Annotated in this window: 23 protein-coding genes; 12 read left to right on the top strand and 11 right to left on the bottom strand. The window is 47.5% G+C overall.

Annotation, left to right across the window (positions count from 1 at the left end):
- Positions 1–102: 102 nt before the first annotated feature.
- Positions 103–1,911, bottom strand: a complete 1,809-nt coding sequence (locus tag LZG73_RS17330; protein ID WP_233852856.1) for an alkaline phosphatase — start codon at positions 1,909–1,911, stop codon at positions 103–105.
- Between the two features lie 212 nt (positions 1,912–2,123).
- On the opposite strand from LZG73_RS17330, the gene LZG73_RS17325 reads away from it, so the two are divergent.
- The gene (locus LZG73_RS17325) at positions 2,124–4,112 is read left to right on the top strand and encodes a DUF4038 domain-containing protein (protein WP_233852854.1); all 1,989 of its coding nucleotides are present in this window, start codon (positions 2,124–2,126) and stop codon (positions 4,110–4,112) included.
- Positions 4,113–4,148: 36 nt separating this feature from the next.
- On the opposite strand, the gene LZG73_RS17320 is transcribed toward LZG73_RS17325, so the two are convergent.
- The 4 genes from LZG73_RS17320 to LZG73_RS25595 all read right to left on the bottom strand — a co-directional run bounded on the left by LZG73_RS17320 (position 4,149) and on the right by LZG73_RS25595 (position 7,038).
- Positions 4,149–5,063 (bottom strand): AraC family transcriptional regulator, encoded by a 915-nt coding sequence (locus LZG73_RS17320; RefSeq protein WP_233852852.1) that lies wholly within the window; start codon positions 5,061–5,063, stop codon positions 4,149–4,151.
- Positions 5,064–5,097: 34 nt separating this feature from the next.
- Complete coding sequence (locus tag LZG73_RS17315; RefSeq protein ID WP_233852850.1) at positions 5,098–5,835, bottom strand: SDR family oxidoreductase; 738 nt, start codon at positions 5,833–5,835, stop codon at positions 5,098–5,100.
- A 12-nt stretch (positions 5,836–5,847) separates the two neighbouring features.
- Positions 5,848–6,750 carry an NAD(P)H-binding protein gene (locus LZG73_RS17310; protein ID WP_233852848.1) on the bottom strand — a complete coding sequence of 301 codons (903 nt, stop codon included), beginning with the start codon at positions 6,748–6,750 and terminating at the stop codon, positions 5,848–5,850.
- A 93-nt stretch (positions 6,751–6,843) separates the two neighbouring features.
- Positions 6,844–7,038 (bottom strand): helix-turn-helix domain-containing protein, encoded by a 195-nt coding sequence (locus LZG73_RS25595; protein ID WP_310588450.1) that lies wholly within the window; start codon positions 7,036–7,038, stop codon positions 6,844–6,846.
- Between the two features lie 85 nt (positions 7,039–7,123).
- On the opposite strand from LZG73_RS25595, the gene LZG73_RS17300 reads away from it, so the two are divergent.
- Entirely contained in the window at positions 7,124–7,312 is a 189-nt protein-coding gene (locus LZG73_RS17300) for a hypothetical protein (RefSeq protein WP_233852844.1), read from the top strand.
- A gap of 16 nt (positions 7,313–7,328) precedes the next feature.
- Here the strand turns inward: LZG73_RS17300 and LZG73_RS17295 are convergent, their stop codons facing one another.
- The 3 genes from LZG73_RS17295 to LZG73_RS17285 form a co-directional block, all read right to left on the bottom strand.
- Positions 7,329–7,880, bottom strand: a complete 552-nt coding sequence (locus LZG73_RS17295; protein ID WP_233852843.1) for a dihydrofolate reductase family protein — start codon at positions 7,878–7,880, stop codon at positions 7,329–7,331.
- A gap of 205 nt (positions 7,881–8,085) precedes the next feature.
- Positions 8,086–9,138, bottom strand: coding sequence for a phosphatidylinositol-specific phospholipase C1-like protein (locus LZG73_RS17290; RefSeq protein WP_233852842.1), 1,053 nt, complete (start codon positions 9,136–9,138; stop codon positions 8,086–8,088).
- A 110-nt stretch (positions 9,139–9,248) separates the two neighbouring features.
- Positions 9,249–9,947 carry a DUF1080 domain-containing protein gene (locus LZG73_RS17285; RefSeq protein ID WP_233852841.1) on the bottom strand — a complete coding sequence of 233 codons (699 nt, stop codon included), beginning with the start codon at positions 9,945–9,947 and terminating at the stop codon, positions 9,249–9,251.
- A 354-nt stretch (positions 9,948–10,301) separates the two neighbouring features.
- Between LZG73_RS17285 and LZG73_RS17280 the strand changes: the two genes are divergently transcribed.
- Together LZG73_RS17280 and LZG73_RS17275 are read left to right on the top strand one after the other, a co-directional pair.
- Entirely contained in the window at positions 10,302–11,858 is a 1,557-nt protein-coding gene (locus LZG73_RS17280; RefSeq protein ID WP_233852840.1) for a carbon-nitrogen hydrolase family protein, read from the top strand.
- Between the two features lie 69 nt (positions 11,859–11,927).
- The gene (locus LZG73_RS17275; RefSeq protein WP_233852838.1) at positions 11,928–12,950 is read left to right on the top strand and encodes an LLM class flavin-dependent oxidoreductase; all 1,023 of its coding nucleotides are present in this window, start codon (positions 11,928–11,930) and stop codon (positions 12,948–12,950) included.
- On the opposite strand, the gene LZG73_RS17270 is transcribed toward LZG73_RS17275, so the two are convergent.
- Positions 12,947–13,258 (bottom strand): helix-turn-helix domain-containing protein, encoded by a 312-nt coding sequence (locus LZG73_RS17270; RefSeq protein ID WP_233852837.1) that lies wholly within the window; start codon positions 13,256–13,258, stop codon positions 12,947–12,949. The genes LZG73_RS17275 and LZG73_RS17270 overlap by 4 nt on opposite strands.
- A gap of 147 nt (positions 13,259–13,405) precedes the next feature.
- On the opposite strand from LZG73_RS17270, the gene LZG73_RS17265 reads away from it, so the two are divergent.
- Genes LZG73_RS17265 through LZG73_RS17255 form a run of 3 tightly spaced genes read left to right on the top strand, consistent with a single transcriptional unit; the run spans position 13,406 to position 14,936 of the window.
- The gene (locus LZG73_RS17265; RefSeq protein WP_233852836.1) at positions 13,406–13,555 is read left to right on the top strand and encodes an SDR family NAD(P)-dependent oxidoreductase; all 150 of its coding nucleotides are present in this window, start codon (positions 13,406–13,408) and stop codon (positions 13,553–13,555) included.
- Positions 13,552–13,899, top strand: coding sequence for an SDR family NAD(P)-dependent oxidoreductase (locus tag LZG73_RS17260; RefSeq protein ID WP_233852832.1), 348 nt, complete (start codon positions 13,552–13,554; stop codon positions 13,897–13,899). Before LZG73_RS17265 ends, LZG73_RS17260 begins: the two co-directional genes overlap by 4 nt.
- A 44-nt stretch (positions 13,900–13,943) precedes the next feature.
- Positions 13,944–14,936, top strand: coding sequence for an SDR family NAD(P)-dependent oxidoreductase (locus LZG73_RS17255; protein ID WP_233852831.1), 993 nt, complete (start codon positions 13,944–13,946; stop codon positions 14,934–14,936).
- Between the two features lie 84 nt (positions 14,937–15,020).
- On the opposite strand, the gene LZG73_RS17250 is transcribed toward LZG73_RS17255, so the two are convergent.
- Together LZG73_RS17250 and LZG73_RS17245 are read right to left on the bottom strand one after the other, a co-directional pair.
- A complete protein-coding gene (locus LZG73_RS17250; protein WP_233852828.1) occupies positions 15,021–15,446 on the bottom strand; it encodes a two-component system response regulator in 426 nt (141 codons plus the stop codon).
- 48 nt (positions 15,447–15,494) lie between these two features.
- Positions 15,495–20,759 (bottom strand): PAS domain S-box protein, encoded by a 5,265-nt coding sequence (locus tag LZG73_RS17245; RefSeq protein WP_233852825.1) that lies wholly within the window; start codon positions 20,757–20,759, stop codon positions 15,495–15,497.
- Between the two features lie 108 nt (positions 20,760–20,867).
- Between LZG73_RS17245 and LZG73_RS17240 the strand changes: the two genes are divergently transcribed.
- The 5 genes from LZG73_RS17240 to kdpB all read left to right on the top strand — a co-directional run bounded on the left by LZG73_RS17240 (position 20,868) and on the right by kdpB (position 26,414).
- Positions 20,868–21,131, top strand: a complete 264-nt coding sequence (locus LZG73_RS17240; RefSeq protein WP_233852824.1) for a sulfatase-like hydrolase/transferase — start codon at positions 20,868–20,870, stop codon at positions 21,129–21,131.
- 199 nt (positions 21,132–21,330) lie between these two features.
- On the top strand, positions 21,331–22,236 hold the full coding sequence (locus LZG73_RS17235; protein ID WP_233852823.1) for a prohibitin family protein: 906 nt from the start codon (positions 21,331–21,333) through the stop codon (positions 22,234–22,236).
- A 290-nt stretch (positions 22,237–22,526) separates the two neighbouring features.
- Positions 22,527–22,604 (top strand): K(+)-transporting ATPase subunit F, encoded by a 78-nt coding sequence (gene kdpF / locus LZG73_RS25690; RefSeq protein ID WP_409014344.1) that lies wholly within the window; start codon positions 22,527–22,529, stop codon positions 22,602–22,604.
- A gap of 24 nt (positions 22,605–22,628) precedes the next feature.
- Complete coding sequence (kdpA, locus tag LZG73_RS17230; protein ID WP_233852822.1) at positions 22,629–24,314, top strand: potassium-transporting ATPase subunit KdpA; 1,686 nt, start codon at positions 22,629–22,631, stop codon at positions 24,312–24,314.
- A gap of 60 nt (positions 24,315–24,374) precedes the next feature.
- Positions 24,375–26,414, top strand: a complete 2,040-nt coding sequence (gene kdpB / locus LZG73_RS17225; protein WP_233852818.1) for a potassium-transporting ATPase subunit KdpB — start codon at positions 24,375–24,377, stop codon at positions 26,412–26,414.
- Positions 26,415–26,417 lie beyond the last annotated feature (3 nt).

Genomic DNA, 26,417 nt, shown 5'->3' with positions numbered 1-26,417 from the left:
TCGCCGGGCCTTTAATAAAACTGTTCCCGGCGAATGTTATAACTGCTTCTTACTTCGTCATTTGCGCTCACAATTTGCTGAGATCTCGGGGCGCATCTTCGATTACTTGATCAGTGCAAGCATTTTCTTGTAGATTTCAGTATTCTCGTAAACCCCGCGAAAATCGAGCGAATGCGGGCCGTAGGCGAAAACGGGAACCATGATGCCCGTGTGATCGTCGGTGCTGAAATGTCCGTCCACATAACCCGTTTTCAAATTGCCGTCAAGCAAAGTGAGCCCGCCCGTTTCGTGGTCTGCGGTTACTATGATTAATGTCTCACCGTTGCTGTCTGCAAAACGAAGCGCCTCGCCAACCAGTTTGTCAAAATCCAGCATTTCGTTCACCGCATAACTGACAATGTTGGCATGCCCGCCATAGTCGATCTGCGCGCCTTCCGCCATCATGAAAAATCCTGATTTGTTGGTTTTGAACTCCTGAATTGCCTTTTTAAAAGAATCGGTCAGGAAGTTGCCGCGGCCGTTTTGAATGGATTTGGCATTGTGTGGATCGAGGAGCAGAAAAGGGGCTTTGACGGTTGAAAGTGCTTCCCATTTGCCCGAGACCGTTACACCCTTTTTTGTCAACTGTTCAGCCACGCCCGTGCGCTCGAAATGTTCCATTCCTCCGCCGATCAGGATATCGACCTGATTGGAAAAATAGTCTTTCGCAATGCTGTCCATCAGACTTCGTTCGGGCCGGTGCGCGTAAAAAGATGCAGGTGTTGCGTCAGTAATGTCACCCGACGAGATCAATGCAATTTTTTTCCCTGCTGCCTGAAAGTCTTTAACAATCGACTTGGCCGGCACCAGATTGGAATCTACGCCGATGGCCCGGTTGCGCGTTTTCTTTCCTGTGGCAAAAGCCGTAGCTCCTGCGGCAGAGTCGGTAATGTAATTATCGGAAGAAGCCGTTTTGGAAAAACCAATGTTCAGGAACTGCGCAAGGTTCAGTTTCCCCGCATTGCCAGTCAGTCCTGCGTGGATCTGCGCGAGCCCCATTCCGTCGCCTATCAGGAGGATGATGTTTTTGACAGTTCCCTTCGAATCGTTATTGCGATACGTTGGCTGGTAAACTTCTTGAAAGCTTTGCGCCTGAAATTCTGCATTTTTTCGACCGTCCAGAAAAGTTCCGAATGCTGTCACTTTGTCGGTGTTAATGTAGTCCACGCCGAGGTTGATCAACTGTTTCCAGCTGTTGATATTATCAGGACTTGCCCAAAAACGGAACGGCTTTTGCGCGTCGTGTGCCGTTTTGACCGCTTCGAGCAACTTTTTACGATCTTCTTCAACCGGAATTCCTTTTCCATTCCATTTGGAATAACGGGCAAAATCCTGGCTGATCAAACCGATGCGTTTGAGCTGTTCAGGAGAATATTTGACATTCGGGCGACCGTCGAAGGAAATAAAAACAGGATATTGATCAAATGTGTCAGGAGCGGGAACATTGCCACTTGCCACAACCTGCACACTGCCTTTTTCACCAAAGATCGCCTCATATGGCGCAAGTAATTTAGAAAGCGCTTCCAATGCCGGTCTGCCCTGCGTTTTCAGATCGACGAGTAATTGCAGCTTTCTATTTTCGTAAACCTTTCCCTTGTTTTCGGCAGCGATTTTGAGAATGGGTTGAAGATAAAGTTTATCAAAAGTCCGCTCCCGATCAACGTGACTTCTTTCATGCGCCACGAAAAGTGTGTCGTTAATGAAAAAAACATCAGCTTCAATCGACCCGAATTTTTGGTGATAAGCCAGTGTGAATGGTGCAGGTTGAAGATAATCGTTGTGCGAGTGTCCCTGCGGAAATTGATCATTAACTGGTTGGCCCAAAACAGGCCATGCGGCCAGGCAGCAGATCGATAATAATAGTCTTTTCATAATAATCCGATAGGCCGCAAAACTAAATGATCTGCCAGGACTTTGATGTTACGGTTAAATTAACAAATGATGCAAGCGCGACCGATCGCTCGAAAAAACGCTCTTAGCGGAGTTAAGTCGAAAAAACTTATTGCATTAAAAGAACTTCAAACTAAATTCAGTTTTTTGCTAAAAACACCGACTCTATCAGACCTAAGCTTTAAAAAATTTAGATGAAATCTCTACCGCGCTTACTTTTTTCCTGGCTCCTCCTATTTGTTTGCTTACAGACAACTGCTGCGCTGCCCGTTCACATTTGGGAAATGCAGGAGCTTACATTCACTGCCACCAACACCTACAAAAATCCATACACAGATATGACCGTGTGGGTTGAGCTGACGGGTCCGGGATTTAAAAAGCGCATTTATGGATTTTGGGATGGGGGCAATACATTCCGTGTGCGGCTGGTTGCCATGAAAGCAGGCAACTGGACCTGGAAAAGCGGATCTAACCCACATGATCCGGGACTTTCCGGAAAGGCCGGTTCATTTACGGCTGTTGCTTGGAGCGAGAAAGAAAAATTGGAGAATCCGCTGAGGCGTGGCTTTCTGAGAGCATCACCCAACCAACATGCATTGAATTTCGCGGACAGCACACCCTATCTGGCCATCGGCGACACCTGGTTTTCTCTCGGAGCAGACCGCTTCAAATGGTATGACGATGAAGTGAAAAGACCTATTGGTCCTAAGGCAGGATTTAAAGATTACGTCCGCCTCCGCAAAGCACAAGGTTACAACTGGGTGAGTATGATCGCCGCATATCCTAACTGGAAAACCGATGACAGCACTTATACGATGGTTTTAGCCGATTCTGCAAAAACAACGTTGCGATCAGCCTGGGAAGAGTTTGGCACGGGAAGCGCTAAAAACATGGATAACGAAGGCGGAAGGCCGTTTTTGTTCCCTGGAAAAGTGCCCGGCTATGAAAATTATTTCCCCGATATGGATCAGCTCAACCCCGAATATTTCAAATACATTGACCGGAAGATCGCTTATCTCAATGCAAACGGGATCATTCCGTTCATGGAAGCGACCAGGCGGGATGCCAGCTTGCTTTGGTTTAAATATCACCGCTGGCCCGAGTCTTATTCGCGTTTTCTGCAATATTTTTATTCACGTTACCAGGCTTACAACACGGTGCTAAGTCCGGTGCATTTGGATATTATTGCCAAAACGGTTAGTCCGCAAGATTTTGTCAATTCAATAAAAGATGTTGAAGAACGGTTCGGGACGCTTCCGTTTGAGAACCTGTTGTCTGCTAACGCCAACCCTTCTACGCTCGAAAACTGGGGCGAGGATTCGTGGGTGACATTACACCAGACCGGTAATCAGCGGGAGCACAACAATTACTGGTATTTGACAGAAATTTATAATCTTAAAAACCCAAAACCTGCATTGAATGGCGAGCCTTATTATTCGGGATATAAAGACAACCGGGGGAAGGACGGTGTGAATTACACGCGTGGCGCTGACGGCGGCACGGAGCATGACAATGAGATCGTGCGTTCGGGGATTTATGGAAGCTTTTTGTCCGGCGGACTGGCGGGCCACGTTTATGGAGCGGAAGGAATTTGGGGTGGGGACATTGAGCCAGCGGCGCCCATTCACATGTGGGATGCATTCAAATGGGGATCAGCCGCCCAGATGCAATATTTGAAAACTTTCGCTTTTTCTATCGGACGCCGATATCAGGAACTTGTGCCATTGGCGGACCTGGTGTCGCCAAACAAAACGCATGACATATTGAGTTATGAAGGCTGGGCTTACTGCGCCCGTACACCGGATAAGAACATCTTTTTGGTTTATTTTGAAAAAGGTTGTCCGCAGTCAGAAATTCGGGGTTGCAAACTGAGCAGCGTATATAGTGCACAGTGGTTCAACCCGCGCAACGGCACTTGGGTTAATGTAGGGGACGGTCAACTGGTTTCCGGCAAAACCGGCATTATAAAACTTCCCGAGCTGCCGACGGCAACGGATTGGGGTTTAAATCTGATCTACAAAGGCGAGCGCGACGCCAACGTAACTTACACCGAATACGGTTTCAAGCGTGAGCCATTGACAACGAGAATTTTCAAAAGACTCTGGTCTTTACCCGTCGCGGGCGGCCTTTTGGCATTGGTTATTGTTGGCTGGTTTATCAGACGAAGGAAAAAACGCATTTAACCAAAACCTTCTCGCTCGCATTCGCAAGAAAACCATCTAGTTAAACGATTGCCTGAAAGCCAGCGGGGAAAGGTTTGTTTTTGTTTTGAACAAGCGGCTGAATGACTGCGGATAGTCAAAGCCCAGTTCGTAAGCAATTTCAGAAACGGACAAGTTTGAAGTAGACAGCCTTTCCTTTGCCTTTTCAACGAGCTTTTCGTGAATGTGATGCTGGGCGTTTTCTCCGGTTAATGATCGCAGCATATCACTCAAATAACTGGCTGACATCCCAAGCTTTTCTGCCAGTAATTGCACCGTGGGGACGCCTGTTTCAGAAGGTTTTCCGCTCTTGAAATAATCGTCCAAAATGCCCTCTATCCTTTGCAGCAGGTCATTGCTGGCCGCTTTTCGGGTGATAAACTGGCGGCCGTAAAACCGGTTGCTGTAATTGAGCAGCAGCTCAATTTGGGAAATCAACACGTCCTGACTGAACTTGTCGATCCTGCTGTTAAGCTCTTCTTCAATGATTTTGAAAACAGAGAAAATCGCATTAAGCTCTGTTTCCGAAAGATGCAATGCCTCATTGGCAGCGTAGGTGAAAAAGCCGAACTGTTTGATGGTGCTTGCGAGCGGATAGGAGAGGAGAAAGTCCGGGTGAAAAAGCAGAATGTAGCCTGAGCTTGCATTGCCGGTGGGACTTTCAAAAATTTGACCGGGCGCTGTAAACACCAATCCGCCTTCACCGAAGTCATAATAGTTTTGCCCGTATTTAACTCTGCCACAAACATTTGCCTTATAAGCAATTTTATAAAATGGCATGACAATCGACGGCGGCAATGCATCCGGCGTAATCGTCATATCTTCGATTTTGATAAAACTTACCATCGGGTGCACAGGCTTTGAAAGCCCAAACACCCGGTGGAAGTCTGTCAAAGATTCAAATCTGTACAAAGCAGGTGCTTCTGTTTTCATAGAGTAAAGATATCGAACTTAACCTGGATTTGGCCTACCAAGGCGTTACACCCGTTTCAGGATTATACTCTTCGCTAAAAAACTGCCCGCTAGGACCATCGTTTCCGATCATTGCGTATTTGGCAATCCGCGCGCCGCCTTCATGAACTGTGCCGGTGCCCCGGTGACCATTGAAATCGGTCGCTACAAAACCCGGACAAACCGCATTGACTTTAAACGCCGTATCCCGTAAATCATAGGCCAGATCAATGGTGTACATGTTCATGGCAGCCTTGGACGACGGGTACACTGCCGCCTTATGGGTGTAGTATTTCCAGGTGGGGTCGCTGTGCAAAGTCAAAGAGCATCCGCTCGACGATACATTCACAATGCGGGGCTGGGGTGATTTTTGAAGTAAATCAAAAAATGCCTGCGTTACTCTTACGACCCCATACACATTGGTTTCAAAAACGTCTTTAAACTGGTCAATCGTTGCTTCCAGCGCTGTTTGCGGCCATCCGCCATTGATTCCGGCGTTGTTAATCAACACATCCAGGACTTCGGTTTTCTCGCCGATTGCCGCACGGGCCGCCAGCACGGATGCCGCATCGCTCACGTCCAGCTGAATTGCTTCAACATGCTCCAAGCCTTCGCTTTTCAGCTTTTCAATTGCTTCCAGGCCATTTTCTAATTTCCTGCTGCCGAGATAAACGTAATATCCTTGTTGAAGAAGCTGCCTGGCTGTTTCGAAGCCAACACCTTTGTTCGCTCCGGTGATCAAAACTTTTTTCATGATGCATTCAGGTTATTTGTGATATTGTAATGCAAATTCTTTTGCGAAATCAGCCAGCTTCACTTTGCCGAATGCAGGTTTGTTGCGGTAAAAATCTTCGTACAATGTCCCGCTTTCCTGCGCCGCATACATTTCGACCAAACCATTCGCAATCCACTCGTTCATGCCAGCATCCAGCATTTGCCGCAGCATTTGTTCACGCGGGACCGCCTGCCATTTCAAATCAGGCATTCCAATGGCCTCACCGATTGTCCTGGCTATTTCGTTGGGCGAAACTTCATCACTTGCCAGATAATGAACCGACCTTCCATTGAAAGGTTTTTCCATTTCTTCCGCGATCGTAGTGGCAATGTCCAGTGGTGAAACCCACGGCTCCTTCTGATCTCCTCCGTAACTTTGAATGATTGCACCTTGTGTTTTGATTGTGCCGACAAACCTGTAAAGATTCGTGTAAAATCCGACGGGGCGCATGAATTTGATGGAAACAGATTCGGGCAGGTCATTGAGGATTGTCTCGACCGTGTTGTGAATATATAGGCTGCCCGTTCCCTTGTCGGTATGGGCGCCGATGCTGCTTAAATGGACGACCCGGGTTACGCCAGACGCCACGACTGCCTGCTTATAGTTATTGCCGATTTTGGTAAATGCAGCTACAAAATCCACATTTTTATCGAAGACGCTGCCGATGCCTTCCCAGGCCTCCATCAGGTAAACGACGTCGGCTCCCAGGAAGGTTTGGGTTAAAAATTCGGGATCCTGTATCGTGCCAATGGCCGCTGTTGCACCAAATGTCTCAATCGCGTCCCGTCTCTCCGCTTTGCTGCTAATAATGGTAACCGAATGTCCTTTCTGGATTAATTCCTGCGCAAGTGGCTTGCTAATATTCCCTAGCGAGCCTGTGATTACAATATTCATTTTGTTCTGTTTTTTGTTGATGCAAAGTTGCGCAACCAACAAAAAACAGATTTAACCAAAATGAGGAAGTTTTTAACAAAATTGGGGATTCCCTTAATCCGTCACGCTCAGTTTCAAATTCCCACCCAAGCCCTGTCTGACGATTCGCATTAGAGTCGAAAGTCGGATGTCGCTTGCATTGTTTTCAATGCGTGAGATGTAGGTTTTTGTTGTGCCGCATTTTTTAGTTTTACCTGCCTGAGCTAATTCACATTTAGAAGTTTTTGCTTCCTGTTTTGAGCTGCAAATCTATAAAAGCATGATATTGCACAATAGGACATAATCAACGACCCTCATAATCGCTAAGAAACGAAACTTTAAACCCAACTTGAATATGAAGAATGAACAGAATGGATTTCCGGTGATTTTGGGGATTTTAGCGGTTGTAATAGGCGCTGCGTTGTATAAGGAGTTTGATTTTGAAACATTTAGATTTAAAAAAGTAGGCATTGGAATAGTTTATCTGATCACTTTTGTGGCGCTGATTGTCGTTATTTTGAGGAATAGGAGAAGTAACGGGTAATGCAGGAAAGCAGCATTTATTTCTCTTTAAGCTTGTAATACAGTATCACCGCTCCAAAATCGAAGGTTTTCGTTTTAACAAGCGTCAAATCCTTCCTGTCATGAATCATCTCAAATAACGGCAGGCCGCTTCCTGCGATCACGGGATGGACCATAATCTGCAATTCATCAACGAGTCGAAGGTTTATTAATTCAATGATTACGCTTCGGCTGCCAACCAAAATATCCCTTCCCGCTTGTTCTTTCAGCGATAGCACTTCGTCTTGAAGCCCTCGTTCTGCGATCCTTGCGCTGTCCCAATCAACTGTTTCCAGCGTGTGAGAAAACACAACTTTTGGAATGCGGTCCATTGCTATCGCAAATTCATCCGTTTGCCTGTCGCCGGTTGGATTTTCCACGACGCTTTTCCAATATTCCATCAGCTGGTAGGTTTTCCTGCCATACAGCGTAATATCCGCGCTTCTTAACAGGTCGGCGTAATGCTGGTGCATTGTTTCATCGGGAACGACTGCCGTGTGATCGCAAAACCCGTCGAGCGTCATATTGATTGCTGCTATTATTTTTCTCATCCGATTTTGAGTTATTTGAATGCGCTTTAAACCGTCACAAAAATAAGTCAGCATGAGACCATCCCGTGAAGTCATTTTGAACAAATGCAGGGGGGATTTGCGACATTCGCAAGCATAAAACAACAAGAATCTAATGTTAAAAATATAACGAGGCGGTGGAAAGATGGTCGAACTTACGGCGTCCGTTTTTAAAGGTTAACTTGCTTCAAAACAGCGGATTTGCGCGAAAATAAATGCCGCCGTCGAAGCTGACGGAATAATCCGATTTGAAATGTGTGCTCTTTTGATAATAATCCGTCGTGATGATCTGCGCGCCGGAGGCACAGGCGGCTTCGAATGAGCTTCTGTCATTCATTCGGGCTTCGCGCGTGTCCGCATCGGCGCGGGTGCGGATGATGTATCCCTTCTTGACAAGGTCTTTAATTTCGGGAGCTTTGGGATTGTTCCTGATCAGCATGCCCGCCTCGGGTGTGCCCGGAACAGCATTTGCAAACATTGTCCGCCCTTTCAATGAGGGATGCCCGGCGATGTACAAGTCTCGCTTTGCACCCGAATCGTCTAAAATAAACAGATATTTTCCTTTCGATTTTTTCAGGCTCGGCCAGCTGTTTTGAAGGACAGCGCCTTCCAACGTTTCATTGTTGCCCCTCACAATATCAGGCGTAATGATGTGATCCTGTCCAAGTTTTTCGAGCAGGATTTTATCCAGATCATCAAAGTGTTTTGCAGACAAACCTTGTGCTGTGGCGCCGTCACCGCCCTTCGCCAGTGCGCCTTTCACTTCCAATGTGATGAAAACAGGCGTGTGGTTGGGATGTGCGTCTGACCAATTTTTCAGGTCTTGGAGGCACTCGTTCAATGTCAGATAATGGCTGCGGAAATCCAGGTCTGGAATGTGCAGGATCTTGAATCCGGGCTCTTTCATCTTGCCTTCCGGATCAAATGCTTTTTGTGCCGGCGCCAAATCCAGCCCTTTCGGATGAGCATATTTCCCACCCGCCTCGTCGGGATATACATCAATTTCGAGGTTGCGCAGGCCCAAATCCAGCTGCGCAGTTATAGCGATATGCTCGTAATCAATTTTACTGGCTGAAACGGAGTCTCTCTTTTCAAACACCTGAAACAAAGCCGGTTCAATCGCCTGTTTGTAACTATTGTGGGAACCGATAACCTGGATCTTGTTAATCGGAGTTTCGTCATCAATTTGACCAACGGCACGGAGGCTCAGGATCAGGCACAGGCCCAGCAATAATTTCATAAATACAACATTTCTTTGTTCCATTTGCAAAGTTAATGCTGGCGAAGTCCGCTGATTGTGGTTAACGATAAGATAATATGGTGTTGTCAGCGAACTGCGAGCTCCGTCGATTACAACTTCCTGACCTTGATATTCTTCAACCAAACCTTCTGTCCGTGATGCTGGAGCATGATCAGTCCATTGGTTGATTTTGCGAATTTGGGATTGTTTTTGAACTTGCTGTTACTGATCAATTGATTCAACTCAGGTGATCCGATCTGATATTCAACCACTTTGGTGCCATTGATCCAATGTTCTACATGATTGTTATTCACCACAAGCCTCGCCTGATTGTATTCTCCCACAGGTTTCAGTGTCTTATGTTTTGGCGCAATGAGGTCATACAACGAGCCGGCGGAACGGATGGCGGCAGTGTCATTGAAATTGATGTCATCCAAAAGCTGCATTTCGAAATTATCCAGCCAATTCGGACTGTTTCCATTGCCAGCTTCTTTATCCGCGGCCTCGTCCATATAGAAAAATATGCCGCTATTTCCTGCCTTGGACACTTTCCAGTCAAGTGTAAGTTCGAAATTCTTGTAAGGCTGCTTGGTCACCAGGTCAATGTTGGGCACGCCTGTCTGGGCAACGAGGGCGCCATCTTCAACAACCCAGGCCTGATCTGGAAAACCAGCCATTTTGTATCCGCGTAAAGCGTCCGTGGATTTACCGTCGAACAGGTAAGTCCATTGAGAGGCCTTTTGGGCGAGTAATGTGTTTGCACCAAAAGCGGCAATTAATACAATCAGGGAAATAAAATAGGACTTCATAGGATAGCGTAATTGTTAGTCATTTTCTCATTAAGAAAGCGATTTCGGGCTCTTTATACTCTGCATTGCCGGGCATTGAATGTAACGCAATGACGCCCCGAGCCAATTGCGGTGCTGTTATGAAAGTCCATGACTTTTAATATTTACGAAATCTTCCGTGTTGTTTCTTTGTTACTTCTCTTTAAGGTTCGCAATTTCAGCCGCACTTTTTATTTTTGTGACACCGAAGAAGAGGATTCACTGGTCGCTCACACATTGCATTCAAACGATAAATCATTATAAATCAACCGGTTACAATCAAAAAGTTCTCCGGCATTCACCCTCTCAAAAACGGGTTAAGCGGAGTAATGCATCATGGAAACAAACAAAGACATTAAGGCAATTGAGAATATTGAGTTGGTTTTTCTTAAACCAGAAGATTACCAGGAGATTAAGGAGATGATGATCGAGACGTATTCCAGTATGGCGAATTCCTATTGGAAAGAACATCATATCAAAACATTGATCAACATTTTCCACGAAGGCCAAGTGGGTATAAAAGTAGATAACGAACTGGCAGGATGCGCGTTATCCATCATTGTAGACTATGACAAAGTCGAGTCAAAACACACTTACAGAGAAATAACCGGAAACTATACATTCAAGACGCACACCAGCAAAGGCGATGTGTTATACGGGATCGATGTGTTTATACGGCCTAAATTTCGCGGCCTGCGATTAGGAAGGCGTTTGTATGATTACAGAAAAGAGCTTTGTGAAAAATTAAATTTAAAAGGAATTGTCTTCGGCGGCCGCATTCCGAATTACCACCAATATGCCGATGCCATTTCCCCAAAAGAATACATTGAAAAAGTGCGGAACAAGGACATTCACGATCCTGTTTTAAACTTTCAGCTGTCTAACGATTTTCACCCTGCGCGCATATTGCAAGGTTATCTGGAAGGCGATAAAGACTCGAACGAATACGCAGTTTTGCTTGAATGGGACAATGTTTATTATGAAAAAAGCTCGGATCAGGCGGCGTTTAAAAAGTCAATCATTAGACTGGGTTTGATTCAATGGCAAATGCGATTGTACAATGACCTGGATGAACTGATGCAGCAGGCTGAATATTTCGTGGATGCGGTTTCCGGATATCGGTCTGATTTTGCGCTGTTCCCAGAGTTTTTCAATGCGCCTTTGATGTCGGATTATAACCATCTTGCTGAGCCCGACGCCATCAGAAAACTCGCAGAATACACAGAAGAAATTGTCAATCGCTTTTCAGAGCTGGCCATTTCCTATAACATTAACATTATTACCGGAAGTATGCCCGAGGTTGTAGACAACAGCCTTTATAATGTGGGTTATTTATGCAAAAGGGATGGTGGGATCGAACGTTTTGAAAAGTTGCATGTTACGCCCGACGAAGCGAAAGTTTGGGGTATGCAGGGCGGGAACGCATTAAAAACATTCGACACCGACTGTGGAAAAATAGGCATTTTGATTTGCTATGACGTTGAATTTCCAGAGGTTAGCCGCATTCTGGCCGATGAGGGAATGAATATATTGTTTGTCCCTTTCCTTACCGACACGCAAAACGGATATTCCCGCGTAAGAAACTGTGCGCAGGCAAGAGCGATCGAAAATGAATGTTATGTGGCCATTGCAGGCAGCGTCGGCAACTTGCCGAAAGTTCACAATATGGACATTCAATATGCGCAGTCGATGGTTTTCACACCTTGCGACTTCTCGTTTCCTACCAACGGAATCAAAGCGGAAGCAACGCCAAATACAGAAATGATTTTAATCGCCGACGTGGACATTGACATGTTAAGGGAATTAAATCAGTTTGGAAGTGTCCGAAATTTGAAGGATAGAAGAACTGATATTTTCTCAATTGTTCGTAAAAATGAGAGCGCAGTTAAATAAAGTGTTTTAATGTTAGCGACATCTTTTTTGATGTTTTGACAAAAAACATTTTGCAAATAATAAAATAAAATGGCAGATAAACTCATTCAGGATATTCCATTTTCCATTCTCGATCTCGCACCGATCACGGAGGGAAATAATGCAGCCACAACATTCGGGAACAGCCTTCGACTCGCACAGCGGGTCGAAGCGCTTGGCTACAACCGTTATTGGCTTGCCGAGCACCATAACATGGAAAGTGTCGCAAGTTCAGCCACTTCTGTGCTGATCGGCTACATTGCCGGCGGCACAAAAACGATCCGTGTGGGCAGCGGCGGCATTATGTTGCCTAACCACGCGCCGCTTGTCATTGCCGAACAATTTGGGACACTTGCGTCACTTTACCCCGGCCGCATAGACTTGGGACTCGGTCGCGCACCCGGAACGGACCAGATTACAGCTCGTGCGCTGAGGCGCAATAACATGGAAACAGCCCAGGATTTTCCGGAGGATGTGATTGCATTGCAAACCTATTTTTCATCAGAAAACAGCAATTCCAAAGTTCGCGCAATTCCAGGCGAAGGGCTGGACATTCCGATCTGGATTCTGGGTTCGAGCACAGACAGCGCGCGCCTGGCTGCACATTTTGGATTGCCTTATGCTTTTGCGAGCCATTTCGCACCCAATCATTTTTTGACCGCCATAGAACTTTACCGCAGGAATTTCAGACCGTCACAATATCTTGCGCAGCCTTATGTCATGGCTTGCGTCAATGTGATCGCTGCGGACACCAGCCAGGAAGCCGAGCGGCTGGCCACCTCGTTTTTTCAGCTCGCAACCGGAATCATAACCGGCAAACGCCGACCATTGCAACCGCCCGTGGAAAGCATGGATGGGCTGTGGGGAGAATATGAAGAGGCTGCGGTGCGGCAAATGATGAAATACACTTTTATCGGCGACAGAAAAAGAGTCGGAACCGATCTTGCCTATTTTCAGAAACATACGCAGCTCGATGAATTGATGGTTACCAGCCACATTTATGACCCGGAGGCGCGAATCCACAGTTACGAAGTCCTCAAAAGAGTGCAGCACGAAGGCGTTTTAAGCTCCTAGTTTCCAATAATCTTCTTGCGATGTTCTGTGCCCCAGGCGGTCAGGTTGTCGATGATTGTTTTCAATGTCAGGCCATGATCCGTGAGCTCGTACTGCACGGTGATGGGCTGCGTGTCTAACACTGTGCGCTTTATCAACTGATTCATTTCCAGTTCTTTCAACTCTTTACTCAGCATTTTGTTGGAAATGCCGACAACGTCGTTGAGAATGTCCGAAAACCTCCTTTTGTTATAATAGCAAATGGAAGAGATAATTGAAATCTTCCATTTGCCACTCAGCACGTCCATGGAGTCCTGGACTGCCCTCATCTCCTTTTTGTGTTTGTCGCTTTGACGGGGCACGCACTGCATAAGTTACTTTGTTACTTGAAGGTTACTGTTACTTTTAGATACAAAGTTACTAAGATAAACCAATTCGACCTAGCTTTGCAATTCAAAAGTAAAACGAATCAAAAAGTGGGCAAATTAGAGAACAAAGTAGCAGTGGTAACCGGTGCCTCAAAAGGCATAGGCGCTGCGATAGCGAAGTATTTTGCGGCAGAAGGCGCAAATGTAGTCGTGAATTACGCATCGAGTAAAGAAGGAGCGGACAAAGTTGTAACATGATCAACATCAGTTCCGAAGCAGGCAAATCCCCGCTTCCCACGGGATCGGTCTATTCCGCGACCAAAGCTGCGCTGGACGCCATCACCGTTTCTTTATCAAAAGAGTTCAGCGGCAGAAATATCCGGATCAATTCCATTTTGCCGGGCGTTGTGGAAACGGAAGGTTCAACGAGTGCCGGCTTTATCGGAAGCGAGGCCGAAACCAAATTCGTTGCCAACACGCCACTCGGTCGCACGGGTCAGCCGGATGACATTGCAAAGGTTGCGGTGTTTCTTGCATCGGACGATGCAGGCTGGATTTCAGGAGAAAAAATATCCGTTTCGGGCGGGATTTATGGTTTGTAATAACGAATTACGGCCCCTTCTATTAACAACACATTTTTAAAATCATGCAACAAAATAATTACGACGGAGCAGCCCAAAAGCCGATTCAATCGGGGTTTTCGGCCACATCCACTGCTAATGACGTCATTAAGGGAATTGATTTGACAGGAAAAATTGCCATCGTAACGGGCGGCTACACAGGCATTGGTTTGGAGACGACCAAAACGCTTGCAAATGCAGGAGCGACGGTGATCGTGCCTGCCAGAAGCATTGATAAGGCCAAGGAAAATTTGAAGGACATTGCCCGAGTGGAGATCGAAGAAATGGACCTGATGGAGCCGGATTCCATTAACGCTTTCGCGACTAAATTTTTAGCATCTGACAGACCATTGCATCTGCTCATCAACAATGCAGGAATCATGTTCGTGCCGTTGCGCAGAAACAGTCGCGGGATTGAATCGCAGTTAGCCACGAACTATCTGGCAACTTTTCAGCTGACTGCCAGGTTATGGGGCGCATTAAAAAAAGCAAACGGAGCCAGAGTGATCAACATTTCTTCTCAGGGACACCAGTTTGCACCTTTCAATTTCGAAGACCCGAATTTTGAAACGCAGGAATATCAAACATTGCAGGCTTACGGGCAATCCAAAACAGCTGTAAACCTCTTTTCGCTCGAACTGGACAATCGCGCCAAAGCGTTTGGCATAAGGGCTTATGCCGTGCACCCAGGCAACATTTGGGGAACCGAACTGGTCAGGGAAGCGCCTCTGGAAATTTTGCAGCAATTCGGCTTTTATGATGACAAAGGGAATATAATTCCGGAGGTTATCGAATCGCTTAAAACCATTCCGCAAGGCGCAGCAACAACCATCTGGTGTGCAACAAGTCCGTCCCTTGCCGACATTGGCGGCGTGTATTGTGAAGACGTGAACATTGCCGAATTGGCTGAGGGGCAGGGATTTTCAACCGGTGTCAAGCCATATTCGTTAGACGAAACTTCCGCAAAACGTTTGTGGCAATTTACCGAAGATATGACAGGAGTTTCTTTTGAAATGTAGGTTGAATTGTGCCAGCGAACCAGCAAATCCCTTCTGACTACCGCGCTTCGTTTAATTGAATCTTAAAGCTTGTTGGTTAAATCATCAATCATACAATGCTGTAAAATCACCTTCGTGTTCGCAAATGGCAGTCATAACAGTTTTGATTTCCATAATATCCATTGGCTTCAACGAAAATGCGCTTGCCTTTAACCGAAAGCTTTCATGACGAAAGGCGGCCTGTTCGCGGTTGGTCATCATGATTACCGGCACAGCCTTCCAGTAATCATGATTTTTCAATCTCATAAGCGTCTGAAAACCATTTAAAACGGGCATATCAATGTCCAAGATAATTACCCGGGGCAAAACGGAATGCTGCGCTGCAAGCAAGTCCAGGTCGTCGGCAAGCTCAGAACCGTCTGCAAAAAACCGCACCTGATGCTGCGGCAAAAACATCTTAAAAACCTGCTCAACTAAAAAACGGTAATCTTTGCTGTCGTCTACTAAATAAATGAGGCGTGACTGTGGCATTCGTAATTAATTATAGTGTTATGGGCAATTCCCATCTCTGTCATGCTATCATTCATTTACTTGATGGTCGATAAAGCGGATCTCAAACCGAGTGCCCGCCCCGGGATGACTGTCTACAATAAACTTGCCGCCAAGGAGAACACACAGGCGGGTAACAATTGCAATGCCAATGCCCTCTCCACCAGACCTTCCCGATGCTGTCGTAAACTCGCCCTCGACTTGCTGCTCCGGCTCTCCTTTTAGTCGGGCAAGCAGCCCCGATGGCAACCCTGGCCCTGTGTCCGTAACTGTGAAATGCCAGCCGGGTAATTCCGTCAGCCTGTCACAGGTGATTGTAACGCCACCTTCTTCGGTATATTTTAATGCATTAAGCAAAAGGTTTTGCGCAATCCTGCGTATTTGAACCGGATCGCTTTCTACAACCAGGCTCGGGAGTCCTTCTGCTCTCAGCCACAATCCTCGCTCTTTTGCAAAAGGCTCTGTATTTTGTACGAGCTCATACAAAAGCCCTGCCACGTCGAATTTGCTGATGTGGGCCACTTCCTGAGCCGCTTCCAAACGGGCAAAATCCAGCAGGCCACTCATAAGCTGCGTCATCTGCTGCGTGTTGCGCTGGATCATTTGAACCAAAACATTATTATCCACGTCACCGCCGGACATGCCAAGCAGCTGTGCAGCCGAAGCTATCACGCCGACCTGTCCTCGCAAATCGTGTGACGCAGACCGAAGCAGCTCCCCGCGTTCTTTAAGCGCTTCGCGAAGCTGGGCAACGGTTTGGGCACTTTGATTGGCATTTTGAAGCTCTTCGAGCCAGTATTGCTGTTGCGCCTGCGCCTTTTTCAGTCCTGTGATATCAAGTCCGGTGAGCACCACGCCGTCGTCCTGGCGGCTGACAGCCACGGCAAACCAGCGATCCTGACCGTCAGAATTGAGGTGTTTTTCGTCATAACGTGGGTTATTGTCACGATAAACCTGCGTCAGAAATTCAAGCGTCTGTTGTCCCCATAACAATGTTTCAAAGTGTTCAGCGGGTTTTCCCAACAGCTCGTGAAGTGGCTCGTCAAAGAATTCAGCCAGCTTCTGGTTGCCCACAGCAAGCTCAAATCCAGTCACCTTGTTGGCATCTTGTTGATCTCTGACGGCTTTTAACAGGCCAATGCTGGCAGGCGAAGCGTCGAGCACTGCTTGCAGGTTTTCGGCCATCTGGCGTGTTTGCTGCTGGGCACTTTGCAGTTCAGTAATGTCGCGGGCGATAGCCAGCACACTCACAACGGAACCGTCTGGCCCGCGCTCAGGCACCATGCGCGAATAATAGTCAAAGCGTCCCTTCGGGGTTGGAAATGAGTTGTAATGTTCCTGGGGTTTGCCGGTGTCAAAGGTTTGCTGGAGTTTGTCCATATAGGGCACCGCAATCTCTTCCGGTTGTCCCATTTGCGTATTGGTCTTGCCGATCAAGTCGTCCAGCGTTTGCCCCGATTTACCGATAAATGCATTGTTGGCAAAAAGCAAACGGAGGTTTGTATCCCAGCGCGTTATGACATCTGGCGTATTCTCAACAAGAGTCCTGAGCTGTGCTTCACTCTGCCTGATCTGCTCCTGAGCCAGGATCTGTTCGGTAATGTCCCAGTCCGTTCCCAGCGCCTTGACTGGCGACTCGTCCCCGTTCGGTAGAGCCAATCCTTTAATTTTCAGATATTTTACCGTGTTTTCCGCGTGAATGCGAAGGACCTGCTCAATAGGTTCGGTGCCTGCCAGAAGCCAATTGGTAAACTGCTGGGCAGCTTCCTTGTCAGCATTGATGGTGTAGTCGAGATAAATATTGGTGTGAACCGGCTGGCCCAGCGGGAGGCCAAACAACTGATACATTCCCTCTGACCAGATGAATTCCGAAGTTGCGCGATCGTATTCCCAGCTTCCCGTGCTAGCCAGCGACTCGGTTTGCTGCTGCAAAGTAAAGTTTTTGAGCGCTTGCGCATGCTCAGCTTGCTTGCGCGATGTAATGTCTCGCGCAATGGTCGAAACCCCGATAACCTGGCCACCCGCATTCTTCACGGGCGACATGATTACTTCCAGCTGCATCTCGCGCCCATCTTTGTTGACGCGCACTGCATCAAAAATTTCAACTCTGTCAGAAACCTTGATCTTCTCCGTATCCATTAAAATCTGGCTCAGGTCTTCGGGCAAGGTTAGCATCGTCAGTGGCTGACCAATGGCCTGTGCGGGCGAATAGCCATAAAGGTCCTGGGCAGCATGGTTCCAGCTGGTGATGACGCCTTCAAAATTGACAGTCATGATCGCATCCTGAGAGGATTCGACGATGGCAGCCAGGAAGGAACGCGCCTCTTCGGCAGCGCGCCGCTCTGTTAGATCACGCATGATCTTGACATAGCCCAGGAGTTTTCCATGCGCATCCTTCAATGGAGACATAGAACCAGATGCCCAGAAGCGCGTTGTGTCCTTGCGCACATGCCAGCGCTCGTTTACCGCATAACCCAGCTCACGCGCAGTTTGCTGCTCATATTCAGGAACGCCGTTTTGCCTGTCTTCGGATGTAAAGAAAATATCGCCGTGCTTGCCCAAGATTGATTCTTCGGAATAACCCATCATCATTTGCGCGCCAAGGCTCCAGCTTGACACCCGGCCTTGGAGGTCGAGTGTAAGAATGGCGTAATCTCTGGCGCTTTCGAACACCAGGCGCATGCGCTCTTCGGACTGGCGGACGGCTTCTTCTGCCGCCTTGCGTCTCGAAATGTCAACGAATGTCAGCACCACACCATTAATGCGGTCTTCCGCCGTGCGATAGGGTAACACACGCATTAAAAACAGCCGGCCATCACCCGTTTCGACTTCGCGTTCAACGGGTTGCAGCTTATCAAGAACGGCTTCCGCATCCCTTACCAGTTCATCATAAACCAACCGGTTAGTAATGTCGGTTAGAGGGCGGCCGCTGTCCGATGGGATCAAATTGAAGATGTTGCGCGCAGCCGGCGTAAAGAGATTTACCCGAAGGCTGCGGTCTAAAAATAGGGTTGCAAGATCCGTTGAGTTGATCAGGTTTTGCAGGTTGCTCCGGGTCATCGAAATTTCGTCAACCTTAACCTTCAATTCCTGGTTGACCGTAGACAATTCCTCATTGATCGATTGCAATTCTTCTTTGCTGGTTTCCAGCTCTTCCGCCGCAGAACGCAGTTCCTCATTCATCGCTTGCAGCTCTTCGTTAGAGGCTTTCAGCTCTTCTGCCTGGGTTTCGTGCTGCTCACTGGAAGTCCGCAGCTGCGCTTTGATATGAACCAGTTCTTCTTCCAGCTGTCGTGCCATGGGCTCTTCGGAAGCCAGGACACTGGTTGTGGGGCCGGTATGCAGCCCAGTTGGCTCAAAAATTACCAATAAAAAACCCCTTGCAGGATTGCTTCTCGAACTGTCATCTTCGTCCAGGACCGGGCGCACATGCAACGTCAATGTTTGTGTTTTCTCATCAATCCGCACCCGAAGATTGGGAGCCTGCACATTGGATTTTTGTTGAACAGCCTGATAAAATGCAGTTCGAAGTTCAAGACGAAGCTCAGGTCGGATCAGTTTGAGCAGGTTTTTGGAAGGCTCACCACCCGCCACATGCAGATAAAGCCCCGCCCGTTCAGACAAATGCAGAATGTCATATTCCTCATTGACAATGATCGAAGGCGGCGCATATTGTTCCAAAAGCTGCTGATGCAGATCCCCAAAGTTGAGCCGGCTCGGCAAAGAGCGGCTATCTTTTGGCATTGCGGTGTCCTGCGTCGGTTTTCTTCCCGAAGGAATTAACAATGTGTTTTCCGGCACCGGATAGGCACGGACCGAAACGGGGCGGCTTTGGTAAATGTGGTTTTCACGGCTGACATTGGCAAACAAATCACCCGCGCCGTCGGTAGTTTCTGAAAGCCCAAGCAACAAGTAACCCCCTGGCTTTAATGCAAAATGAAAAGTTTCCATGACCCGTTCCTGTGCCACACTATTGAAATAGATCAAAAGGTTGCGGCAGGTGATGAGGTCAATTCTGGAAAAAGGCGGATCTTTTAAAACATTATGGTGGGCAAACAGCACCAACTCGCGAATTTCCTGACGGATCTTGAATTCGTCTCCGTCTGGCACCAAAAACCGGCGCAACCGCTCGGGAGAAATGTCAGCGGCATCATTAAGCGTATAACGGCCTTCCCTGGCAATGGTGATGGCTGCTTCGTCAATATCAGTGGCAAAGATCTGCACTTTGGGTGCATCAATCATATCCATTGTAAGCTCGGCCATGAGCATTGCGAGCGTGTATGCTTCCTCGCCCGTAGCGCAGCCAGCGACCCATATGCGCACAACACCCTCAGCGCCTTGCTGCCGGGCAATAATCGGAAGTATGTCTTTTTCCAGTGCCAAAAAGGGCTTGTTATCACGGAAAAAGTTGGTGACTGAAATCAATAAATCTTTAAGCAGAGCCTGGATTTCCTCCGGGTTGTCACGCAGGAATGCTGCGTAAGTCGGGAGGTCTGGCAGGTTACGGACATTGATCCGGCGCTCAAACCTGCGCATCAGCGTAGGCCTCTTATAATTGGAAAAGTCATGGCCCGTGCGTAGGCGCAGGTGGGTAAATATCTCGCGCAATGCCTGCTGCTGATCCTCGGGCCGCATTTCAGCCTCGGCACGAATCGACACTCTTCCCAGGCTATCGCGATATGAAACAAGCTTTGCAGGAATTTCGGACACAGATAATATGTCGTCGACCAGGTTGGTGGCGATGGCTTGGCGCGGCATTTCATTGAACTCCGCTTCCCGCGGATGTTGTACAAAAACAGCCCCGCCATTCTCCTTAATCCTTTTCAGGCCCATCGAACCATTTGCTCCGGTTCCTGACAAAATCACCCCGACTGCCATTGGCCCGTGTGATTCGGCCAGTGAGCGAAAGAAAATATCCACAGGCGCACGGCGTTCCTCAACACGAATGTTGGGCGAAACCGTGACGTGGTCGTCCTGCATTTGCAAGTGCCGGTCCGGTGGGACAACATACACGTTATTAGGCTGGATGAAAACTTTTTCTGTCACCCTGGTGACCGGAATGGACGTCACTTGGGCAAGCACTTCGGTTAATTGGCTGTCGTAGTCGGGCGACAAATGCAAGATCACCACATAGGCGATGCCGGAATCCGGGGTCACTTGCTCAAAAAACTCGACCAATGCTTCCACGCCCCCGGCTGATGCCCCGATGCCAACAACAAGTGGCTGCGCCTTTTGCTCTGAGGCAGCTGGAAATTGGTCGGATTTTTCTTCCTTATGCATTTCGTTCTTGCTCACATGCTATCCTTTTACGGCGTTGTGGTTGGTAATATGTTCAATGTAAGATGATCCAAGGTAGGTAAAAACCCTGACTACACTTCTATTATGGTGGACAACATTGATGCCATGAACATCAGATTTTACCTGATCGCCGCGCTGACTTTTCTGGTTTCGCTTACAGGTTTTGGACAAAATACAAAACCCAACATTGTCTTCATTATGGCGGACGATCTGGGTTACACCAATCTTTCCTGTTACGGAAATCCATGTCACCGGACCCCGAACATTGATTCATTGTGGGAAAGCGGCCTTATCAAGCCACTTTGGCCGGGAAATGGTTATTTCAAAAATCCGGCATTCGATGGTAAGCCCGACCGGTTTTCTTTGTAATCCTATCATATTGATAAAACCGAATCAAAATGATAGGCCGATTTTTGCATATTTAGTCATGAATGATCGTATTTTTACTTACTAACATTTTGATAATGATAGCATTATGTCGGGTGGCTTTCACCTGGCATGCAACGGCACGCGTTTGTTGCCAAAAAATAATCTTCGGTGACTTAGCTAAGATATAAATTGATTTATCATGTTTATTCTGACAATCGGAATTCTGGTGGCTTTTGCTGGTTTTGCTTTTTCTAAATCTCCATTAAATATATCGCGATATGCGCCTGTTCTGAAAATTGTGGGTGCTGCTATCATTTTGCTCGGAATAATTTCCTCGGGTGTGCGGCAAATCGATGCTGGGACGATCGGCGTCCAGTCATTGTTCGGGAAAGTCAGTCCGAATGTGCTTGAAAACGGGCTCCATTTTGTAAATCCACTGGCTGAGGTTACGATTTTCGACACCAAGACGCAGAATTACACCATGTCCGCACAGCATAGCGAAGGCGAACTGCAAGGGGACGATGCGATCCGCGTTCTTTCGGCAGACGGGCTGGAAGTGGTGATTGACCTGACTGTTTTGTACAAGATCATGCCCGAAAAGGCGCCCGCGATCTACAAAGGAATTGGCTCAGATTATAAGGACAAGATTGTAAGGCCCGTCACCCGAACGCGTATCCGCGATAATGCGGTTTATTACGATGCCGTTGCGCTTTATTCCAAAAGGCGGGACGAGTTTCAAAACCGGATTTACCAGACCATTGACAAAGATTTCAAAGGCCGCGGCCTGATCCTCGAACAACTTTTGATCCGCAACATTAACCTTCCCGAATCGGTCAAGAAGACCATTGAGTCCAAGATCAATGCCGAGCAGGAAGCGCAGAAAATGGAATTTGTACTCCAAAAAGAAAAGCAGGAAGCAGAGCGCAAGCGCGTCGAAGCACGCGGGATTGCCGATTACCAAACGATCATTGCATTGAGCCTGACGGACCGGCAGCTGCAATATGAGAGCATTAAAGCGCAAAAAGAACTGGCCGCTTCTCCCAATGCCAAGATTGTCGTGCTTGGAGGAAAAGGAAATGTGCCACTGATTCTGAATGAGAAGTAAGACAATGCAAGCCTGAGGGCTTCATCTAACGAAAACCATTTTGATAAGACTCTATCATTTTGATAGGGTCTTTTTTTGTGTCAATGCTTGATTTAATATTTTAAGTTATTGTAAATCAGATTGTTAGATATACTGTGGAGCAAGCGGAACGTGTTTGGTATCAACACATTCAGATTAAATATTCACTCAAATATTAAACAAGATGTTAACAATCCTCTTAGTCGCTGCGGGCTGCGCCTGTTTCGCACTGTTTTATCAATCCGTCAAATTTTTTGAAAAAATCTAAAATCATGGCAGCCTTATTCATTGTATCAATCGGCGTATTCATCTACATGTGTTATGTGCTGATCAAACCCGAAAAATTTTAACTCTACAGGACAATTCTTAGTAAAATGAACACAGAAATTTTAGGCGTCATTGCCATGTATGCAATTACAATCCTGATGGCCATTCCATTTGGAAAGTACATTGCGAAAGTCTACGCGGGCGAAAAAACGCTGCTGGACTCCGTATTCAATCCTCTTGAAACCTTATTTTTCCGGATTAGCGGAATAGATCGGAAAGCTGAAATGAACTGGAAGCAGCATATGGTGGCGTTGCTGACCATTAATTTTGTCTGGTTTTTACTGGGCATGTTTGTGCTGATGAATCAGGGCTGGCTGCCATTGAATCCCGATGGCAACCCGGGACAAACCGCCGACCTCGCATTCAACACCAGCATATCTTTCGTTGTCAACTGTAATTTGCAACATTACTCGGGTGAAAGTGGCGTCAGTTATTTGTCACAGTTGTTTTTAATGTTCCTGCAATTTGTTAGCGCCGGAACGGGCATGGCAGCAGCCGTAATATTGTTTATCGCCTTGAAAGAACGGACTGCCGAAAAGCTGGGTAACTTTTACAACCTGCTTATTATCTCCTGCACGCGTATTTTGTTGCCAGCTTCTATCGTGGTTTCCAGCGTGTTAGCATTCAACGGCACGCCGATGACCTTTGAAGGAAAAGACAGCATTATCAGCATGCAGGGTGACACGGTGGGCGTTTCGACCGGCCCGGTTGCGGCATTCGTCGCCATCAAACATTTGGGAACAAATGGTGGTGGTTTTTATGGCACCAACTCGGCTCACCCGCTGGAAAACCCTAGTTACCTGACCAATATGGTTGAAATGTTTTCCCAAATGATCATTCCATTAGCCATGATTTTCGCATTGGGCTTCTTTTTGAAAAGAAAGAAAATGGCCTGGATGATCTTTGGCGTGATGACCATCGGTTTCCTTTTGCTCTGCGTGCCGACGATCATTTGGGAAATGCAAGGCAATCCGGCGATCGCGCAAATGGGCGTTGATATGGGTGCAGGTGCGATGGAAGGCAAAGAGGCAAGGTTTGGGAGCGCGGCTTCCGGCTTTTGGAGTATAGCCACCACCGTCATCTCAACCGGCTCGGTCAATGCAATGCACGACAGCACTATGCCGCTATCCGGAATGACGCAATTGCTGGCCATGATGACCAATGCCTTTTATGGCGGTTGCGGCGTCGGGATACTGAACTTCTTCATCTTTATCATTCTTGCAGTCTTTATCAGCGGGCTGATGGTAGGTCGTACGCCGGAGTTTTTGGGTAAGAAAATCGAAGGCCGCGAGATGAAAATTGCGATGATCGTTGCGCTTCTGCACCCGCTTTTGATCCTGGCAGGCACAGCGCTCGCAGCTGCCTTTCCTGAAATTACCTCGGCCAATTTGAACAACCCTGGTTTCCACGGATTCAGTGAAATGCTTTATGAGTATACATCATCAGCGGCCAACAACGGCAGCGGTTTCGAAGGCTTGGGCGACAATAATCCATGGTGGAACATTACCACAGGCTTTGTCCTGATCCTTTCGCGTTTCATCCCTATCATCGGGCCGATCGCTATCGCAGGACTTTTGGCAAATAAAAAATACATCCCAGAAAGCGCAGGAACGCTTCGCACCGATTCGGCCACATTTGGCATGATGGTGATGGCCGTGATCGTGATCATTACTGCCCTATCATTCTTCCCATCGCTGACACTGGGCCCGATTGCCGAATATTTCAGCATGTAAATCAAGAACATTCAATCATTCCGGTTCCACCGCGGACTCATTCAGTCATTCAAAATCATAATGAAAAATCAAAACGCATCCTTGTTCCAAAAGGATCTGGTGAACGAAGCTTTGAAGCAGTCGTTCATCAAATTGAACCCCAAAATTCTCTTCCGAAACCCGGTGATGTTCACCGTTGAAGTAGGAACGTTTGTCATGTTCGCGGTTTGTATCTGGATCTTGTCCGGCAATACGACGCAAGGCAGTTTCGGCTACAATTTTGTCATATTCCTGATCCTGCTGCTCACATTGCTGTTTGCAAACTTTGCAGAAGCCATTGCAGAAGCACGCGGAAAGGCACAGGCCGACAGTTTGCGGAAAACACGCGAAGAAACGCCGGCCAAACTGGTCATTGACAACAAACAAGGCTTCTCAGTTTCGACGCAAAATGTGATGTCAGCACAAATGAAAAAAGGCGATGTCTTCATCTGCGAAGCCGGTGATAACATTCCAACTGATGGTGAGATCATTGAAGGTCTGGCAACGATTGACGAAAGCGCCATAACCGGTGAATCTGCGCCGGTGATCCGTGAAGCGGGCGGCGATAAAAGCAGCGTAACCGGCGGAACAAAAGTTTTGTCTGACAGGATCAAAGTGATGGTGACAACCGCTCCCGGCGAGAGCTTTCTGGACAAAATGATCGCTTTGGTGGAAGGAGCAAGCCGTCAGAAAACGCCTAACGAAATCGCCCTCACAATTCTTTTGGCAGGATTTACACTGGTGTTTGTGATAGTCTGCATCACCTTGAAACCATTCGCCGATTACTCCAATACGCCTATTACCATTGCCGCATTCATTTCGCTCTTCGTGTGTCTGATTCCGACAACGATTGGCGGGCTGCTTTCGGCGATCGGGATCGCTGGTATGGACCGTGCATTGCGTGCCAATGTGATTACCAAATCGGGTAAAGCAGTGGAAACAGCAGGAGACATTGATGTGCTGTTGCTTGACAAAACGGGCACAATCACCATTGGAAACAGAAAGGCAACCCATTTTCACACGGCCAAAGGCATTACTGAAAATCATTTTATAAAATCCGCCGTGCTCAGCTCCATCGCCGATGAAACGCCCGAAGGAAAATCGATCCTCGAACTTGCGAATGCGACTCCTTCGACTTATCAGATAGCTGATCCGAAATTCATCAAGTTTACCGCCGAAACGCGCAGTTCAGGCGTGGACTTTGAAGATACGCGGATTCGCAAAGGCGCTTTTGATTCCATCAGGACACTGGTTACCAATGCGCGAAATCAATTCCCGACAGAAATTGAAGAGCAGGTCAAAGCAATTTCAAATAATGGCGGAACGCCACTGGTTGTTTCTGAAAATGAGCGGGTTCTGGGAGTCATTGAATTGCAGGATATCATCAAACCCGGCATTAGCGAGCGTTTCGAGCGCCTTCGTAAAATGGGTGTGAAAACAGTGATGGTAACCGGTGATAACCCGCTGACCGCCAAATTCATCGCCGAAAAAGCAGGTGTGGACGATTTCATCGCCGAAGCCAAGCCGGAGGATAAAATGAATTACATTAAAAAAGAGCAGGAAGGCGGCAAGCTCGTGGCCATGATGGGTGACGGCACCAATGACGCGCCTGCCTTGGCACAAGCTGACGTAGGCGTGGCAATGAATAGCGGAACGCAGGCTGCAAAAGAAGCCGGTAACATGGTCGATCTGGACAACGACCCGACCAAATTGATCGAGATCGTGGAAATCGGAAAGCAGTTGCTGATGACGCGCGGAACGCTCACCACTTTCTCAATAGCCAATGACGTAGCCAAATATTTTGCGATCATTCCGGCCTTGTTCATTGCAAGTATTCCGGCGCTGCAAGGATTGAACATCATGCGTCTGAACAGCCCCGAAAGTGCAATCCTGTCAGCAGTGATCTTCAACGCGATCATCATCCCGTTCCTGATCCCGCTCGCTTTGAAAGGCGTCGCTTACAAGCCCATCGGCGCCAGCGCGCTACTAAGAAGAAACCTCTTCATCTACGGTCTGGGAGGAATTCTAGTGCCCTTCATCGGCATCAAAGTCATCGACCTATTGGTGAGTATCTGGATTTAGAAA

It is taken from the genome of Dyadobacter sp. CY326, assembly GCF_021390515.1.
In the GTDB taxonomy this organism is placed as follows: domain Bacteria; phylum Bacteroidota; class Bacteroidia; order Cytophagales; family Spirosomataceae; genus Dyadobacter.
Note: the sequence above shows the minus strand (reverse complement) of the source record. Positions and strands in the feature narration are given on the sequence as shown.

Coding starts and splice junctions, on each gene's coding strand:
- LZG73_RS17260 (WP_233852832.1), top strand. CDS start 13,552: ATGATCAACATCAGTTCCGAAGCAGGCAAATCCCCGCTTCCCACGGGA.
- LZG73_RS17330 (WP_233852856.1), bottom strand. CDS start 1,911: ATGAAAAGACTATTATTATCGATCTGCTGCCTGGCCGCATGGCCTGTT.
- LZG73_RS17310 (WP_233852848.1), bottom strand. CDS start 6,750: ATGAATATTGTAATCACAGGCTCGCTAGGGAATATTAGCAAGCCACTT.
- kdpB (WP_233852818.1), top strand. CDS start 24,375: ATGAAAAATCAAAACGCATCCTTGTTCCAAAAGGATCTGGTGAACGAA.
- kdpF (WP_409014344.1), top strand. CDS start 22,527: ATGGCAGCCTTATTCATTGTATCAATCGGCGTATTCATCTACATGTGT.
- LZG73_RS17240 (WP_233852824.1), top strand. CDS start 20,868: ATGAACATCAGATTTTACCTGATCGCCGCGCTGACTTTTCTGGTTTCG.
- LZG73_RS17255 (WP_233852831.1), top strand. CDS start 13,944: ATGCAACAAAATAATTACGACGGAGCAGCCCAAAAGCCGATTCAATCG.
- LZG73_RS17325 (WP_233852854.1), top strand. CDS start 2,124: ATGAAATCTCTACCGCGCTTACTTTTTTCCTGGCTCCTCCTATTTGTT.
- LZG73_RS17300 (WP_233852844.1), top strand. CDS start 7,124: ATGAAGAATGAACAGAATGGATTTCCGGTGATTTTGGGGATTTTAGCG.
- LZG73_RS17280 (WP_233852840.1), top strand. CDS start 10,302: ATGGAAACAAACAAAGACATTAAGGCAATTGAGAATATTGAGTTGGTT.
- LZG73_RS17250 (WP_233852828.1), bottom strand. CDS start 15,446: ATGCCACAGTCACGCCTCATTTATTTAGTAGACGACAGCAAAGATTAC.
- LZG73_RS17315 (WP_233852850.1), bottom strand. CDS start 5,835: ATGAAAAAAGTTTTGATCACCGGAGCGAACAAAGGTGTTGGCTTCGAA.
- LZG73_RS17290 (WP_233852842.1), bottom strand. CDS start 9,138: ATGAAATTATTGCTGGGCCTGTGCCTGATCCTGAGCCTCCGTGCCGTT.
- LZG73_RS17270 (WP_233852837.1), bottom strand. CDS start 13,258: ATGAGGGCAGTCCAGGACTCCATGGACGTGCTGAGTGGCAAATGGAAG.
- LZG73_RS17285 (WP_233852841.1), bottom strand. CDS start 9,947: ATGAAGTCCTATTTTATTTCCCTGATTGTATTAATTGCCGCTTTTGGT.
- LZG73_RS17320 (WP_233852852.1), bottom strand. CDS start 5,063: ATGAAAACAGAAGCACCTGCTTTGTACAGATTTGAATCTTTGACAGAC.
- LZG73_RS17235 (WP_233852823.1), top strand. CDS start 21,331: ATGTTTATTCTGACAATCGGAATTCTGGTGGCTTTTGCTGGTTTTGCT.
- LZG73_RS17295 (WP_233852843.1), bottom strand. CDS start 7,880: ATGAGAAAAATAATAGCAGCAATCAATATGACGCTCGACGGGTTTTGC.
- kdpA (WP_233852822.1), top strand. CDS start 22,629: ATGAACACAGAAATTTTAGGCGTCATTGCCATGTATGCAATTACAATC.
- LZG73_RS17275 (WP_233852838.1), top strand. CDS start 11,928: ATGGCAGATAAACTCATTCAGGATATTCCATTTTCCATTCTCGATCTC.